General features: G+C 43.4%; 9 protein-coding genes. 3 read left to right on the top strand and 6 right to left on the bottom strand.

The features are described from left to right. The 6 genes from F6K52_RS16195 to F6K52_RS16170 form a co-directional block, all read right to left on the bottom strand. The coding region (locus F6K52_RS16195; protein WP_293079330.1) for a type I polyketide synthase at positions 1-5,039 on the bottom strand (5,039 nt) is incomplete at its 3' end. Between the two features lie 16 nt (positions 5,040-5,055). Further along, positions 5,056-11,628 (bottom strand): type I polyketide synthase, encoded by a 6,573-nt coding sequence (locus F6K52_RS16190; protein WP_293079328.1) that lies wholly within the window; start codon positions 11,626-11,628, stop codon positions 5,056-5,058. Positions 11,629-11,886: 258 nt separating this feature from the next. After that, a complete protein-coding gene (locus F6K52_RS16185; protein WP_293079326.1) occupies positions 11,887-12,189 on the bottom strand; it encodes an acyl carrier protein in 303 nt (100 codons plus the stop codon). 290 nt (positions 12,190-12,479) lie between these two features. After that, positions 12,480-13,445, bottom strand: coding sequence for an acyl-CoA desaturase (locus F6K52_RS16180; protein WP_293079324.1), 966 nt, complete (start codon positions 13,443-13,445; stop codon positions 12,480-12,482). Between the two features lie 151 nt (positions 13,446-13,596). Next, positions 13,597-15,381 (bottom strand): fatty acyl-AMP ligase, encoded by a 1,785-nt coding sequence (locus F6K52_RS16175; RefSeq protein WP_293079322.1) that lies wholly within the window; start codon positions 15,379-15,381, stop codon positions 13,597-13,599. Positions 15,382-15,548: 167 nt separating this feature from the next. Then, entirely contained in the window at positions 15,549-15,893 is a 345-nt protein-coding gene (locus F6K52_RS16170) for an AMP-binding protein (RefSeq protein ID WP_293079320.1), read from the bottom strand. Between the two features lie 366 nt (positions 15,894-16,259). Between F6K52_RS16170 and F6K52_RS16165 the strand changes: the two genes are divergently transcribed. From F6K52_RS16165 to F6K52_RS16155, 3 genes are all read left to right on the top strand, one after another. Beyond that, complete coding sequence (locus tag F6K52_RS16165) at positions 16,260-16,589, top strand: hypothetical protein (RefSeq protein ID WP_293079318.1); 330 nt, start codon at positions 16,260-16,262, stop codon at positions 16,587-16,589. Positions 16,590-16,616: 27 nt separating this feature from the next. Next, positions 16,617-17,234: a hypothetical protein gene (locus F6K52_RS16160; RefSeq protein ID WP_293079316.1), complete on the top strand. Its 618-nt coding sequence runs from the start codon at positions 16,617-16,619 to the stop codon at positions 17,232-17,234. 194 nt (positions 17,235-17,428) lie between these two features. Further along, a complete protein-coding gene (locus F6K52_RS16155) occupies positions 17,429-17,719 on the top strand; it encodes a cupin domain-containing protein (protein ID WP_293079314.1) in 291 nt (96 codons plus the stop codon). The last annotated feature ends 193 nt before the right edge of the window (positions 17,720-17,912 follow it).

Here is a 17,912-nt window from a genome sequence, read left to right as displayed (position 1 = left end):
GCTATCTGTTGATATTTTTCTCCTGCAAACACTAAAGTACAAACCTCTCCCACTGAGCGCAGTTGGCTAGCTAAGTGTTGAGCAATTCCTTGAGTGTCTGCTAGTATCAACCAACCTTTCGATGTCTCCTTCGTTTGTTCATTGGTTGTAGTAGCTGCTTGGGCTACAATCACCGTTTGCTCTGACAAAGCTTTTGCCATTCCCTCCACTTCTGGCATGGTTACTACTTGAGTAAAACCTGTTTCACTCAACACCTTTTGCCACTGTTGGCGACTCAGCAGTGGGTAGTCTGGTCGTAATTCATAATCACTGAATTTCCACCATCCTTCTAATAGTCCAAAGATTAAATCCACCCACCTAATTGGAGTTGTTGCTTCATACAAGACCAACATTCCCCCTGGTGCCAACAGTTGCCGCACATGGGATAAGGTTTGCTTTATACTGCTGGTTGCATGGAGCACATTTGCTGCAATAATTACATCATATTGATGAGCCTCAAATCCTTGGGTTGTCGGGTCTACTTCTATGTCTAAGGTTTGATAGCTAATGAATTGATAATCCTGAAATTTATCTTGGGCTTTTGCTGTAAATAATGCCCCTATATCAGTGAATATATATTCGGTTTGCTGGGGATTTATATGAGGCAGGATGTAGCTTGTTGTCCCTCCTGTTCCAGCTCCGATTTCCAACAACCGTATTCCTCGGCTTTTGGGTAATTTTTCTATGGCCTTGGTGATGGATTTTTCTACTATTGTGTTCATCACTTTAGCTACTGTTGACTCTTCATAAAGTTGAGTCGCTGTGGTCAAATCTCCTTGGGGGAACACTAACTGTACTGGGTCTATTGCCCCTCGTAATACCCCACTTAATTGATTTGCACAACGTTCCAGTAGTGTCAATGTTGCTGTTTCCTCTGGATATTGACTCAGTAAACTCTGGCTTTTTTCAGTAGGATTGACTTGAGCTAAGGTTTGTTGCACCTGCCACCGTTGTTGCTGGGACTGGAGTATTCCTACTTCTGCTAAGATTTCTAGCAAACGCCTAAACAGTGGTCGATGGGTAGGAACTATGCCTAATTTTTTGGCTGCTCCCTCCAAGTCGAAGCTCTCTGTTGGCTGGTATGACCAACCCATTGACCCCAAGGCTTGCACTATATAATCTACGCTTAATTCTTCTAAGCTCCTGCCAATTTCTGAGGTACGAGCATTATCTACTTGAGTTACTAATTCTGCTAGGCTGGGAGTTAATTTTTGAGAAACTTCTACAGGAGCCAGCAAGAAATCAGGAGGTAGCAACTTGCCCAAAAGACATTTGGTTCTCCATTCTACTTCATACAACCAATTAGTTATTGATTCTACTTCTGTTCTTAGTAGAGTTTGTTGAGTCGCCAGTTTTACTTGTAAACCTTTGACTGTGGCAATGATTTCTCCATCTGGACTCACTAGCGTTACTTGAGTAGTCAAACTTTCTTGAGTTTCCTCGACAGGGGTCATCACTGATGCGTAAGCCCATAGGGAAAGTCCTGGACTACAATATACTTTGAACTGTTCTATTCCTACTGGCAGATAAGTTTTGTCACTATCTGTTTGTGGCAGTGCACTAAAAGTTACCTGCAAGGCTGCATCTAGTAATGCCGGATGGAACTGATAGTCGATGGTTTCTCCGAGCAATTCTTCAGGTAACTTAATCTCGGCTAGTGCTTGGTTTTCACCAGACCATAACTTGTATATGCCTTGGAAATTACTGCCATAGTCTATACCAATTTGCCGACATTGTTGATAATGTTGACTGATTTCTATCGAATGACTACACTCTCTCTGGTATTTTTCCAAGTCGGTTTTAGGAGTTTTCTCTGTTTGGTCTGATCTTATTTTACCTGTGGCATGGAGTACCCACTTTTGTTCCTCGTTTTCTTGTTCTTGTTGAGAAAATATTTTGAAATTGTAGCTTTGGTTGTCTGTTGGAGTGAGTATGGTTTGGGCTGAAAGCAGTTCTCCTGGGGGCAAAATAAATCCCTGGCGAATTAAGAAATCTTCTATTACCAAATTGCGATTTCTCAATTGGTAGTTTCCGGCTGCTGTAGCCATTTCTAAATAGGCGGTCGTGGGAAATAATGCTTTATCAAATACTCTGTGGTGGCTGAGGTAGGCTGGGGAGCATTCCCCTATAACTGACTGAAAAATTTGTTGTTCACTCGCACAATTGAGTTTTTGACCTAATAGGGGGTGGATAGCTTGGCTTGTTGACAAATACTGTTTTTTCGGAAGACCATTATTAGTTTCTACCCAATACCTTTCTCGCTGGAAGGGATATGTCGGCAATGCTACCTTCTGACAAGCATAATCTTCCTCAAATCCTTGCCAATCTACTTGGGATCCCTCTACATATAACTGCCCTAAACTAGAAAGCATCTGCTGCCATTCTTCTACTCCTGGACGTAATGATGGTAACCAGACACCCACCTCTTCTGGTAAACATTGTTTTCCCATGCCTAACAATATTGGTTTGGGTCCGATTTCCAGGAAGGTTTCATATCCTTGCTCTTCTAGAGTTTTCATACTCTGGGCAAATTCTACTGGTTGACGCACATGACGTACCCAATATTCAGCAAAAGTAATCTCCTCTCCCACCTGTTTCCCAGTAACATTTGATATCAGTGGTATCTGAGGCTGACTATAGGTTATTTGATTGGCTACAGCTTCAAATTCTGCCAACATCGGTTCCATCAGAGGGGAATGGAAAGCATGGGAAACCTGTAGCGGTTTGGTCTTTACTCCCAGAGCTTCTAACTTACTGCAAATAGCTGCGATCGCTTCACTCTCACCAGAAATCACGATACTTTCCGGTCCATTAATCGCTGCTATTGTTACTTGCGAACTATAATCTCCTATGGCTTCTCTGACTTGAGATTCTGATGCTAACAAAGAAACCATTTCACCACCAGAGGGTAACTGTTGCATCAACTTTCCCCGCATGGCAATTAACTTCAGACCATCTTCAAGACTGAAAACTCCTGCCACACAAGCTGCCACATATTCTCCCACACTGTGACCCATCACCACATTTGGTTTGATTCCCCAAGATTCCCATAACTTGGCGAGGGCATATTCTACAGCAAATAGAGCAGGTTGGGTATAACCTGTTTGGTCTAACAAATTAGAAGTTGAGTTTTGTGAATCAATAGGATAAATAACTTCTAATAGTGGCTCTTCTAGATAGGGTTGTAAAATTTGGTCGCATCGATCTAAAGCTTGACGGAAAGTCGGTGCTTGTTCATACAGTTGCCTTCCCATATTCACATACTGGGAACCTTGACCTGTGAAGAGGAAGGCTACTTTGGCTAAACTATCTCCATGAGCCAGTTGTCCTGAGTATACTCCGCCTACTTCCTCCCCTGCTGTATACTGGACCAGTTTGGCGGCTAATTCCTCTGGCTCAGAGGCGAGCACTGCCAGGCGATGCTGAAAATTAGCCCTTCCTGTGTTAGCTGTGTAACATACATCTGCTAGTTCTTGCTCTCGATGAGTTTCTAGGTGACGTTGATAACGATTGACTAGCTCGGCTAGGGCTTTGTCTGTTTTCCCTGACAGGGTGAGCAGATGTAGTGGACGCTTTTGTGAGTCTTGATGTTTGACTTTGACTGGTTCTGGAGCTTGTTCTAGGATGACATGGGCATTCGTTCCACTAAAACCAAAGGAACTTACTCCAGCGAGGCGACTTTTCCCATTCCTTTGCCAAGGAGTCAGTTGAGTAGACACCTGCACCGGTAATTGAGACCAATTAATATAAGGATTCGGCTGGTTAAAATGTAGTGATGCTGCTATTTGTTGATGTTGCAGTTGCAGGACTACCTTCATCAAACCAGCTATTCCTGCTGCTCCCTCTAAGTGACCTATATTAGTTTTAGCTGAACCAATGATTAATGGTTGCTCTTGAGAGTGAGTTTTTTCAAATACTGTTCCTATTGCTCCAACTTCAATGGGGTCTCCCAAAGAAGTACCTGTGCCATGAGCCTCAAGATAACTAACACTTGCTGGATCTATTTCCCCATTTTTCAACGCTTGATGGATAACATCTACTTGAGACGGACCATGAGGAACCGTTAAACCACTGGTATGACCATCTTGGTTGATAGCAGTACCACGAATCACCGCCTGGATATTATCTCCATCAGCCAGAGCATCTGATAAACGCTTAAGTACAACTATGCCGCATCCTTCACCACGAACATATCCGTCAGCTGTCGCATCAAAAGTCTTACAACGACCATTGGCAGATAGCATTCGGGCTTTAGAAAAGTTGATGCTGTACTCTGGGGAAATCAGCCTGGAGACTCCTCCTGCAAGAGCTAAATTGCACTCTCGGTTCCTCAGACTCGAACAGGCTAAATGGACACTTACCAACGAAGAAGAGCAGGCTGTATCAACTGCTAAGCTTGGTCCTGTAAGTCCCAAAATGTAAGAGAGTCGCCCTGATGCGGTACTGTAGGTATTACCACTAACCAGATAAGCATCAATGTCTTCAACACCTCGGTTGATTAGGCGTTGGCCATAGTCATGACTACAAATGCCGATAAATACACCGGTTTTCGTTCCTGCTAATCCTTCAGGATTTTGTGCTCCCTGTTCAAGAGCTTCCCAAGCAACTTCTAATAGTAGGCGATGTTGAGGGTCTAGAGAAATTGTTTCTTTGGCAGAGATTTGAAAGAAAGGGGCATCAAACTCCTGTAATTGTTCAATAAAGCCACCGTAACGGGTGTACATTTTTCCAGGAGCTTCTGGGTCAGGGTTGTAGTAATCATCCAGATTCCATCGGTCTGGTGGGACTTCAGTGATAGCATCTACTCCGTTTTGTAAGAGGTTCCAGAAGGCTTCTGGGGTAGATGCACCTCCAGGAAAGCGACAACCCATACCAACGATCGCGATCGGTTCTATTTGAGATTTCTCCAGTTTATCCAGTTTCGACCGCAATCCTTTAATTACCAAAAACGATTTTTGCAAAGGCGTTAGTTGATCGTCGTTCTGGGATAAATTTTCCATTCGCTCACTACCTTCCTTATTCATTAATAAGCAAACTAAATTCTTGGTTAATCAGTTCTTCTAAATTGTCTTCTGAAAGTTCTTTTGTGCGAGCTAACAAGTTTTCTTCGTTTTCATCATTCCGAGGCTCTGTTCCTTTGGGTAATGAAGTCTCGGAAGACTTTTTATCTAAAACATTCTGAACTAAATAATCTACAATTTTATCCACGGTGGGATAGTCAAAAGCTAGAGTTGGTGGCAGGGAACATTCTAAACTGGTTTGTAACTTATTCCTCAACTCCACAGAGGTCAAAGAATCCATACCTAATTCAAAAAAGCCTGCTTCTAATGAAATGGATTTGGGATTATGTATTCCTAACACTGGTGCGACTTGAGAACGAACATGATCTACTAATAACGAACGACGTTCGCTGGGTACCGTCGCCTCGAACTTTAACAAAAATGCCGACTTTTGGTTCAATGATGGCTCAGTGGAAATCAAAGCGGACAAAAATGGCATCTTTTGTCCACCCGGTAGTTGGCTGACAAACCTTGACCAATTAACCGGGAACACCCCCACTTGGCTTTGGGACTCCGATAACAATGACCCCAATGCCATCATGCCCTGTTCTGGTTTGATGGCAATCATGCCACTCCTATCAAGCCGCTGCTGATTAAAACTATCTAAACGAGCGGCCATGCCTCCTGCTGCCCAAGCTCCCCAGTTAATACTCAATCCTGGTAATCCCTGGCCTCGACGATAGTGGGCGATCGCATCCATAAAACCATTAGCTGCGGCATAGTTTCCTTGACCATAATTCCCCAACATCGAAGCTATCGACGAGAAACAGACAAAGAAATCTAAGGGTAAATCAAGGGTCAGTTGATGTAAATACCAGGTTCCTGACACCTTGGGAGCCATCACTTTTGTAAATCTCTCCCAGCTCATTTTTTGTAATACCCCGTCATCCAATACCCCAGCTGCATGAATCACTCCTTTGAGTGGGGGTAATGATGCTGATATTTCCTCTAGAGCCAAGGCTACATCTTCTTCGATAGAAATATCCCCTAACAACACACTGACAGAAGCTCCAGCTGTTTCTAACTCCTCTATTACTTTTTGTGCTGTTTGGTTGGGAGCCCGACGTCCCATTAAGGCTAGATGCTTCGCTCCTTGAGTAACCATCCATTGGGCTACTTCTAACCCTAAGGCTCCTAATCCTCCTGTAATCAAATAACTGGCTTCTGGTTTGATGGACTGGGCCTCACCTATGGCTTCTGGCATCTCCACCACTACCTTCCCTATATGCTTGGCTTGCTGCAGATACCGGAAGGCTGCTGTTATTTCTGTACTCGGGAATACTTTATAAGGTAAGGCTTTGAGTTGTCCTTGGTCCCATCGTTGAGTTAATTCCTCTGCCAGTTGAGCCATTACACCTGGTTGTTGTTGGGCTATTTCTCCTAAATCAAAGGGGTAGTAACTGACATCTGGTCGTTTTTCTTTAACTTGCTGTTGGTCCCAAATCCCAATTTTGCCGATTTCGACAAATCTCCCTGTTGGGGCTAATACTTCTAAGCTTTTGGGAATGTACTCTCCGTTGAGGCTATTGAGGACTACATCTACTCCAACTCCAGCAGTGTGCTCGAGGATTTCCTCGGCAAACTCTAGGGTGCGGGAGTTCATGACGTGCTTAATGCCCAGGGATTTGAGAAATTCCCATTTACTCGGACTGGCGGTGGCAAATATTTCTGCCCCTGCTCGTTGGGCAATTTGCACGGCTGCTTGCCCGACACCACCTGCTGCGCTATGAATTAATACTCGCTCTCCTGGTTGAATTTTAGCTAAGTGCTGCAACCCGTAGTAGGCAGTCAGGAATGTCAGGGGTAGGGTTGCCGCTTCTGCAAAACTCATGTGTTTGGGCTTTGGCATCACATGCTCTACTGGGGCAGTGATGAAACTGCTGAAGCCGTCGTGGAGCATGGTGGCTATCACTTCATCTCCTACTTGCCACTGTGAGACTTGTTCTCCTACTGCAGAGATTTTACCAGCACATTCAAAACCAAAGGTCAGTTGCTTTGCACTGCTGATGCCTAGATGGGAGGCGTAGTAGTCTTTAAGTAATCCTAGGGCGTTGAGCACGTCTCGGAAGTTTAGTCCCACTGCAGCTACAACGATTTCTACTTCCATAGCTTTTGGAACACGCCGCTGCATTGGTTGCCAGTTGAGGTGGTCTATCACTCCGTATTCTGGCAGTTTTAATTGCACTGGTTGGTCGGCTGAGGTGATTGACTGTTTGTGGGGTTTTTGTACTAGTCTGGCTACATAACGACTGCCCTGACGTATGGCGATTTGGTCTTCTACATCTTCTGATAACAGTTCTGTGACTAGGGCTTCTAGGTTTTGAGTAATCTGATTTTCTGGGTCACAGTCGAGGCGTTTACACCCTAATTCTGGGTGTTCTTGGGCGATTACTCGTCCTAGTCCCCATAAGCTTCCATACTCGGGGTTGATTACTTCTTGGTCTTTTTTGACCCTCTGAGTTCCTTGGGTTACTAACCACAGCTGCGGGATTTTTTCCGGTTTGCTGTTGAGGATTGCTTGCACCAAATGCAGCAGAGCCCCACAACTTTGTGCCAGCATTGTCTCTAATTCTAGGTGGTCTTTGCCAACTAGTTCCGGCACACTCCACAGATGCACCACCCTTGTCATCCCTGGGTTTTCTTCTAGCAGTTGTTGGAATTGTTCAGCACTGGTGGGATTGATTTGATAGTGTTGTGGACTTAGTTGCTGATATCTGTCTCCTGGTGATACTCTGATGCAGTCGTGACCTTTTTCTTCTAGTGCTTCTACTAGGTGAGTATCTTCTGCCAATACTAACCATTTGCTAGTTACTGCTGGTGATGGGGTCGTTGATGGTAGGGCTATCGCTTCCCAGTTGATTTGATAATACCAATGGCTGATATCTGGTTGCAGACTTCTCCATAGGGCTGATTTTGTGGTTGCTCTTACCCTTAATCCCTCTAGGGAGGCTAGTATCGTGCCGCAGTTGTCTACCAGCAAAATGTCGGCGGTTAAGCTAGTTGAGGGTATTTCTGCTATCGCCCATACAACGCTTGTGATCTGACGATACAGTTTCAATTTTTCTATCCCTACTGGCAGATAGGTCTGGTCGGTTTCGGTTTTGTCTATGGCATGACTTACGATTTGTAGAGCTGCATCTAATAGGGCTGGATGTAGCTGATAGTCTGTTAATTCTGCGGTTAATTCCTCCGGTAAGGCGATTTCCCCTAGGGCTTTCCCATGACCTTTCCACAACTGTTTTATTCCTTGGAAACTGCTGCCGTAGTCTATACCTTTTGACCGATATTCTTGATAATGTTGTTTGATGTCTATGGCTTGACTACACTCTTTTTTGTATTTCTCTAGGTCGATTTTGCCTTTGCTGTTAGTAGTCGGCTCGGTATAGATCTTTCCTTCCGTATGCAACATCCATTGCGGTGTTTGTTGATTTTCGGCCTCAGATGATGTGCTTGATGTGCTGAATATCTCGAACTTATAGCTGTTGTTTTCTAAGGGGCTGACTACTGTTTGTATTGTCAAAATTTCTGTTTCTGGTAGGATTAACCCTCTTACTATGGCTACATCGGCTACTTCTACTTCGGCTTTGTTGAACAGAATTTTAGCAGCTGTTGCTGCCATTTCTAGGTAGCCTGTGGCGGGAAATAGCACTTTTTCAAATACTTGGTGGTGATTCAGGTAGTCTGGGGATTCTGCCCTTAGGTATGATTGAAAGCGATGTTGATTCTCTATTCCGGCTAGGTTGAGTTTTTCTCCTAGTAATGGGTGCAGATTTTTGTCTTTTAACCAATAGGGTTTCTGTTGGTAGCCATTTTGGGTTTCTAGCCAATACCTTTCCCGTTGGAATGGATATGTCGGTAAGACTACTTTCTCACGGCTATAATCTCGGTCAAACCTTAACCAATCTACTAGTACTCCCTGTACATATAACTGTCCTAAACTAGACACCATCTGCTCCCACTGGGATACTCCCTCCCGCAAGGATGGTAACCACACACCGATTTCTTCTGGGAGACACTGCCGCCCCATCCCTAATAATATTGGTTTCGGTCCAATTTCTAAGAAAACTTCATAGCCTTGTTGGTGCAAGGTCTCCATACTTTGGGCAAACCTGACTGGTTCTAACACATGATTTACCCAATAGTTGGCTGTGGCAATGGTCTTGTCGGCTGTTACTCCTGTGACATTGGATATTACTGGTACTTTTGGTTGATGGTAGGTAATTTGATTGGCTACAGCTTCAAATTCTGCCAACATCGGTTCCATCAGAGGGGAATGGAAAGCATGGGAAACCTGTAGCGGTTTGGTTTTTACTCCCAGAGCTTCTAACTTACTGCAAATAGCTGCGATCGCTTCACTCTCACCAGAAATCACGATACTTTCCGGTCCATTGATGGCAGCAATGCTTACAGCGGGCTTGTCCAACCCCTCTTGGGAACTATAGTCCGCGATCGCCTTTTTTACCCGCTCCTCCGACGCCAACAACGATACCATCAAGCCACCACCAGGCAACTGCTGCATTAACCTGCCACGCATGGCAATTAACTTCAGTCCATCTTCGAGACTGAAAACTCCTGCAATACAAGCTGCCACATATTCTCCCACACTATGACCCATCACCACCTTGGGTTTGATTCCCCAAGATTCCCATAACTTGGCGAGGGCATATTCAACAGCAAATAGAGCCGGTTGGGTATAAGCAGTTTGGTCTAGGAAAGAGGAACTTGAGTTTTGTGCTTGTTGAGGATAAAGCACTTCTAAAAGCGAATGTTCCAAATACGGACGTAGGATTTCATCACATTGATCTAACCCTTGACGGAAAGTAGCTTGAGTTTCATATAGCTTTCTTCCCATATTCAGATACTGGGAACCTTGACCGGTGAAGAGGAAGGCGACTTTAGGACGCTTGCGACCAATCTTTTGACCCGTCAGAACTCCTGGTGTTTCCTCTGATTCTGCCTTCGCTTTTAATTGTTCCTGTAACTGCTCTGTCGATTTGGTGACAACAGCGAGGCGATATTGGAAGTGCGTACGCCCCACATTGGCTGTATAACAAACATCTCCTATTGCCAATTCTGGATGTTTTTTCAGGTGCTTCTGATAACCGGTGACTAACTGCTCTAGAGCTTCTTCCGTTTTTGCTGAGAGCGTTAGCAGATGCACTGGACGTTCTTTGGGTTTTTCTTCCGTGCTCCCCTCCTTGGGAGGGGTTGGGGGTGGGTTACCTATTAATAGTTCCTTACTCTCTACTTCTGCCAACACCACATGGGAGTTAGTGCCACCAAAACCAAAGGAACTCACACCGGCAATTGCTGGTATTGATTTTTCTGGCCAAGGTGTCAGAGTTTCCTGTACTCGCAATGGTATGTCGTCAAACTTGATATAAGGATTCGGCTCAGTGAAATTTAGACTTGGTGGAATCTGGCGATAGTGAAGTGACAGTGCTACTTTAATTAATCCGGCAATACCTGCTGGTGCTTCTAAATGTCCGATATTGGTTTTAGCCGAACCGATTGCACAGTAGTCACCAGGAGCACGGCCAACAGAAAGCACTGCTCCTAGGGCTTTCATCTCCATTGGGTCTCCCAGTTTTGTCCCTGTGCCGTGGGCTTCTATATACTGCACATCTCCTGGTGAAATACCTGCATTTTTGTATGCTGCCCGTAACACCGCTTCCTGTGCCAAAGGATTGGGGGCTGTTAGCCCGTTGCTGTATCCATCCTGGTTAACTGCGCTGCCCTTGACTAAGGCATAGATGCGGTCTCTATTAGCCAGGGCTTTAGATAGTGGTTTGAGTATCACTAACCCTGCACCCTCACTGCGGACATAACCATCAGCTTTGGCATCAAAGGTTTTACACCTACCGTCAGCAGCCATAAATCCTCCTTGGGCATAGGCTACCGACATCCACGGCGATGTCACCATATGTACCCCTCCTACCATTGCTAGGCTAGATTCTCCACTCCACAGGCTTTGGCAAGCCAAGTGTACTGCTACCAGGGATGAGGAACAGGCTGTATCTATCGCCATGCTCGGTCCATGGAAGTCGAAAAAGTATGAGAGGCGATTGGCGTTAATACAATTTAAGTTACCTGTGCCTGTATAGGTACTAAAGTTACTGGGGTTTTGGGCGATGAGTTCGTAGTAGTCGAAGCTTGATACCCCCATGAATACCCCTGTGGGTGTACCTGCCAATTCTTCTGGTGGTTGTCCGGCGTCTTCTAAGGCTTCCCAAGCTAGTTCCAGCAATAGCCGTTGTTGGGGATCCATGGTTTGGGTTTCTCGGGGAGAAATACCAAAAAAATGCGGATCAAATCGATCTACTTGCTCTAGAAAGCCACCCCACCGACTGTTCGTTTTCCCTGGCTTGGAGATGTCGGCGTCATAAAATAAGTCGTTATCCCACCGAGAAGCTGGCACTTCGGTAATTGCGTCTATACCATTACACAGTAATTCCCAGAATGCTTCTGGATTTTTCGCTCCTGGGAAACGACATCCCATACCTATAATTGCAATTGGTTCTTTATTCATTGTAATTTAACTATTTCTTCCTCGAATTTGTTATTTAAAAAAATTATTTGAAAAGCTGATTTAGTTTTGCTTTATAGCTCTATGCATCCACAAAGATTATTTTAAATAGTTATTTGATAGATTAATTTGAATTTTTATTAACAACTTTATTATATTAGTAACACATTTAGAGGTGATTTACTGACAAACTATTTCTTGGCACAGGCTGAGGAATATATAATATATTCCTCAGCACTCACCAGTAAATTTCAACAGAGATTATCCACCAAAGTGCTCTGCCATAGCTTCTATTGTGGGGTAACTATACAGAATTGTTGGGTCTATCTCTTTTGAGATCCAATCCCCGAAATCGCTTGTTAAAGATATTGAGGCTGAAGAATCTAGACCATAACGATTAAAAGAAGTGGTTGTCGATATTTCTTCAATTTCTAGATCTAATAGTTGGGACAGATAAGAAATCAACCACTCCTGAACCTCATCTACTGTGGGTCCATTCTTATCCTCTATACTTCCATTATCTACACTAGTCAGGTTTTGGGTTTCTACGGTTAAGTTTTCCATAATTTATTGATTGATGGGGAGTTACTAGATTTTCCGGAAATAAATTCTTGACTACTTGATAGGTGTAACTATCATATATAGCAATTCTATGACTTGTGAGGTACAAATTTCTGGTTTTTAGGGAGCAGGGAGCAGGGAGCAGGGAGCAGGGAGCAGGGAGCAGGAACCCACCCCTAAACCCTCCTCGGAGGGGAAGGAAAGAGGTAAGAGGTAAAAACTAATGTGTACCTCATGAGTCCTAGAAACGCTATATTTTGTTCAGGTTGAAAAGTTTTATTTCTTCTGAACAATTAAGCTAACTTCTTAGCTTCGAGCATTTTGGCGGTTGGCAACTTCACATCCCAAACTAAACCTAATTTTTCCAATACCCAAATTAGGCAGTAACCTAAATCTATTTGCCACCATTTTAAACCGATCGCTGCCGAATTTTCAAAAGTATGGTGATTATTCTGCCAGGATTCTCCAAAAGTAGGAATAGCCACCCAAATATTGTTCCGACTCTTGTCTTTACTATCGAAAGGATGAGTCCCAAAAGCATGAGAAAATGAATTGATACTTAAAATGGAGTTATCTACCACAAACATCCGTACAAATCCACCCCAAAGAAGACCTTCCACAGCCCCGTACCAAGACCCATGAATAATTCCTCCTAAAATAGTTGGTATTAGCAGACCCAAAACTATCCACACTAAATAATTGCGATTAATCTTGCTAATGGTTTTGTCTCGCATCAATTCTGGGGCATAATACATCGGGTTAGGATACTCGTGGTTTGTTAGCCAACCTACATGGGCGTGCCAAAGACCTCGTAAGGTTCCCCATATTCCTTCCTGTAATTCTTCTAGATTTGGAGAATGGGGATCACCAGGCAGGTCGCTGTACTCATGGTGACGACGATGCACTGCCACCCAGGAAACTACAGGCCCTTGAGCACCCATACAGCCTAGAATTGCTAAAATGACTCTCATTGTTTCGCTAGTTTTAAAGGCACGATGGGCAAAGTAGCGGTGCAACCCTACAGTCATCCCCACCATAGTCAATGCCCACATCCCAATTAGTAATCCTATCTCTACACTACTGATCGGGTACCACCATAGTAAAGCGATCGCTATTATTGTTCCGATTGTTGGAATGACATTGTACAACAGAAAGTGTTTGGTCTGGAGACCTTTAATGTAATCATTTGATATGGTTTTTGACTTTTGAGTTTTGGCTGGTTTAAAAGATTTTTTGGTCACATCCATTTTTATTGACATCAAACTGTCTCCTTGGTTACCATTTGCTTTTTTTTTAACGACTTATAAGGGGTTATACCCCTAGGTTCCAGGTTTCATAATTTGCTGTCTCCCTGTACTTTAAAATGATATCATTATGCTTGATGATAATCAACCCATAATTCCCAAATACCTACATTGAAATTGAGACCGCTGCTCCACTTTTACTTGCGACTTTTACCTTTGCTTCCAACTGGTCTAATGTGCCTTCCAAAAACTTAACTCGGCAAGCAGAGCGTTGTATTTTTCCACTTGATGTTTTAGGAATGCTCCCAGCTTTGATTAATGCTACAGAATACACCTGTACATCATGTTCGTCTGTGACTGCCTCTCTAATATTTCCCACTACCTCATTTATATCTAGTGTTTTTTGGTAACTTCGCTCCACCTCCTGAACCACTATTAAACGTTCTTCTCCCTTAATCTCCACTGCAAATGCTGCTCCATGACTAGAACGCAGTGATGGGTGACTTTTTTCCACTGTCAATTCAATATCTTGGGGATAATGGTTGCGACCACGAATAATAATCACGTCTTTGATACGCCCTGTAATGAATAGTTCCCCATCTTGCCAAAATCCTAAATCCCCTGTGCGCATAAATGGTCCTTCACCACTTTCGGCTAGGTTTGCATTAAAGGTCTTTTCTGTCTCTTCTAACCTATTCCAGTATCCTACAGCCATACTTGGATCGCATACCCAAATTTCCCCTACCTGATCTGGTTGACATTTTTTCAAAGTGTTTGGATTAACGATCGCCACTTTCATCCCACCAATGGGAGGTCCACAGCTAACTACTTTTCGTACTACCTGCTCTTTTTCTGCTGGTGATACTACTACAATTCTATTTTTTTCTAGGGCTTCTGCTGCTAAGGTCAACACCCTGGCTTTTTCCCCATGTTTTTTAGTCGAAACCAACAAAGTTGCTTCCGCTAGTCCATAAGCTGGATACAGAGCATCCCTACGGAAACCAAAAGGAGCAAAAGTAGCAATAAAATTTTCCACTGTTTCTTGGCGAACTGGCTCGGCTCCGTTGCTAGCTGTACGCCAACTACTTAGGTCTAAATTCTCCCTTTGTTCTGGTGTGGTTCTTTTTAGGCAATGTTCGTAGGCAAAATTTGGTCCTTGACTATGGGTAACTCGGTAGTGTGAAATTGTCTTTAACCAACGAATGGGTCGCATATAGAAGGCGATGGGCGACATCACATAGCAGGGAATACCGGAATATAGCGGTTGGATTAGTCCATCAACGAGGCCATAATCGTGAAAATGGGGAACCCAGGTTGTGGCGATACTGTCTGATGTATAACCCCAAGCTTCTTTTATGTAACTACAGTGGTGTATTAAATTTTTGTGGGTTAGCATCACACCCTTTGGTGTTGAAGTCGAGCCGGATGTGTATTGAAGATAAGCAAGAGTATCGCTATTTATATCTGGTTTTTGCCATTCTTGTGATAGCGCAGTAGGAATTTTATCGCTAACTATCCATTTGATTCTTTTGAATTCTGAAGACAACTCCGAAGTGGCTTCTTTGAGTTGGGAATACTTTGATTCATCAGTAAGTATTACGGAAGCTTGGGCATCTTTTACAATTGCTTCAAGCCTAGGTAATGTCCGCTTCAGTCTAATTGGGTCTGGTGGTGGTGCCGGAATGGCAACCACTCCTGCATACAAACACCCAAATAAAGCGGCGATAAATTCTAGTCCCTGTGGATATAGGAGTAAAGCCCTTTCATTCCTATCTACTTGTTTGTGAAGTTCTACAGCAATTGCTCTGGCTTTTTCATCTAATTCAAAGTAACTTAGGCTAATTACCTCTTTTTCCCCATTGTGTAGGAAACTGTAAGCTTTTCGAGCAGATTGATAGTGGGAGCGATATTGGAGAAGGTCAATTAAAGTTGAAAATTCTTGCTTGCTCATATATCAAATACTGAATTTGGAGTCACCACTATTGTTTGCCAATAACGTACGCAATTTTCTGGTCTAACCATGGCTAACCACAACCTATAACCTTACGGACACCTGTAACCTAGCTATAGACGGGTATTACTTGGTTTTGTTCTAGTGCTTTCCTCTGGATCTGATGCCTACGCTAACAACGGAGACAGATTTTGACTGTGTCTCGGTGGTGGATATGCGGGCACTGCAATTACGCCAGCATACAAGCACCCTTTGAAGGCAGCAATGAAGTCTATACCTGGTGGATAGACTAGTAAAGCTAGTTCCCCCGTTGCTCCCAGAGACTGCAACTGGCTGGCGTACGCCCTTGAGCGTTGGTCTAATACCTGATAAGTGATACGATCAGTTTCTTTTTCCCCTTTTTCATTGAAGGTATAAGCGATTTTAAATGGCTGAGTTAGGGCTCTATAGCACAACAACTCTACCAGATTTGACAACGTCTTGGAAAGCTCTGAACATCTGATATTTTCCAAGTTTCAAGCTCCTTTATTAATAGCGTTTTTCAACGCTGAACTGCTCCCTTTCAACAGTTTTTTTACTGTTTTAACTGTACTTAGGTGTACTTAGGTTTTTGACCATTTAGATGCACCAAAATTATTCACCATGAGAAACTTAGCACGAAACAAATTATCTGTCAACCCTAATCCTAAATAAATAAATCCCTCCCAGACTCTCGTCCAAGCATATAGAAATTTTAAATGATTTGTGAAATATATTGGCTAAAGTAACCGCTATAACCTTTTACCAGCAACGATTCCAGATTTTGATTATTTTACAAATGATTTATAATTTTTTTTAGCAATTCTAGGACTCATGAGGTACACATAATTGTTTGACTATTGGCTCTTGCCTCTTCTCTTTTACGTGCTCCCTGCTCCCTGCTCCCTGCTCTCTGCTCCCTAAAACCTAGATATTTGTACCTCACAAGTCCTAGAATTGCTATAGATATCATTACTAAGAGAAACGCTATAATTTTTTTTGACTGTGTTAAGAAACTTAAAGTTACTCAAACCGTTGCTGTTCCTTATTCCGAGATCCGAAGCTCTCAAGTCTTAACAGTTAACTTTAATTCTTTACGACTCCTTAGCTATAGAAAAAGAACATTTTCAACCAGACTCTCCCAAGTCCTGATTGGCTCTGATCAGGATTTCTGGGAAAACTTACGATAAGATTCAAATGGAGATCAGAGGATAACTGTGTCTCAAGACCTATTGCAAAACCGAGACTACACAATAATTCTGGCTAGAAATGCCTCTAAAACCTTTGGAACCCTGCCTGGACTGGACAAGCAGTGGTTGCTAGCTCAGGAGTCTATTATCGCCTTGGCAAAGAAATGTGAGGAACTCGATCCAGACGGACTCACCATTTACATTGCATCTACTCCCTATCAAAAATATGACAACACCACTAGTCAGGCATTAGTTGACCTGTTTGAGCAGCCCTATGGTTCAGACAGCATCAATCTGGTTGAGCCGCTCAAAGTTGCAATTGATGATCACTTTAGCCGTAAATCCCGCCAGCAGACAAAAGCAAACGGTGATATTATTATCGTCATCCTCGATAGTGAACCAAAGCCACGGATGGCTTTAGTCAAATTGCTAGTGGCAGCAACTAAAAAGATGGATTCTCAGGAAGAACTGGGTGTGATGTTTGCCCAAGTGGGAGAAGACCCCATTACTCGAGGTTTTCTAACTGCCTTAGATGATGATTTACATGCTGCGGGCGCTAAGTTAGACATTGCCGACACTAAGCTTTTGTCAGCTATGGAGGAAAGTCAAATTACGAAGTTTTTGCTCGATGCCCTATATGATTAGGATTAATGCTTAGCACTTAACACAGTTAAGTTGCAAAAATTATAGCATTTACCAATAAGTTGTAAACAATGAATACCATTTTTTAGATTATGAAAAATTCCTATATACTTGATTAAATATTGCCTCTTGCCTCTTGCCTCTTGCCTCTTGCCTTTTTCTAAGGATTCTTTTCACAACTCAAATACAAACGCTATATGTCTACCCCGAGCAATATAAATAAAATTCTGATTGAACGTCCTAGCCAAGACCATCTCGATAACTTGGGTGTCTCAGATTGGCCAATTTGGACAAAGGAAGTCTCGGAATTTCCCTGGACTTACGATGAGCAGGAAATTTGTTACTTGCTAGAGGGTGAAGTAGTTGTCACCCCAGATGGCGGTGAACCAGTTCAAATTGCCAAAGGAGATTTGGTCACTTTCCCAGCTGGAATGTCTTGCACGTGGAAGATTCTTTATAATGTTAGAAAACACTATCAATTTGGCTAGACGTTTGAGGGGCTTTGAGCCAGGATTTTAGGGAGTAGGGAGTAGCGATGCAGCGCGGTCTTGGGAAGGCAGCGCGGTCTTGGGGGTCTCCCCGGAGACGAAACCTGATTACGTTGAGCCTTTATGGTTGGTCGGCTATGCAGAAAAGGGGTAAAACTTATTGATTAGCGTGATTTGCGCGGTCTTGGGGGTT

It is taken from the genome of Moorena sp. SIO3H5 (assembly GCF_010692395.1).
GTDB lineage: Bacteria > Cyanobacteriota > Cyanobacteriia > Cyanobacteriales > Coleofasciculaceae > Moorena.
Note: the sequence above shows the minus strand (reverse complement) of the source record. Positions and strands in the feature narration are given on the sequence as shown.

Coding starts and splice junctions, on each gene's coding strand:
- F6K52_RS16155 (WP_293079314.1), top strand. CDS start 17,429: ATGTCTACCCCGAGCAATATAAATAAAATTCTGATTGAACGTCCTAGC.
- F6K52_RS16190 (WP_293079328.1), bottom strand. CDS start 11,628: ATGAATAAAGAACCAATTGCAATTATAGGTATGGGATGTCGTTTCCCA.
- F6K52_RS16175 (WP_293079322.1), bottom strand. CDS start 15,381: ATGAGCAAGCAAGAATTTTCAACTTTAATTGACCTTCTCCAATATCGC.
- F6K52_RS16185 (WP_293079326.1), bottom strand. CDS start 12,189: ATGGAAAACTTAACCGTAGAAACCCAAAACCTGACTAGTGTAGATAAT.
- F6K52_RS16180 (WP_293079324.1), bottom strand. CDS start 13,445: ATGTCAATAAAAATGGATGTGACCAAAAAATCTTTTAAACCAGCCAAA.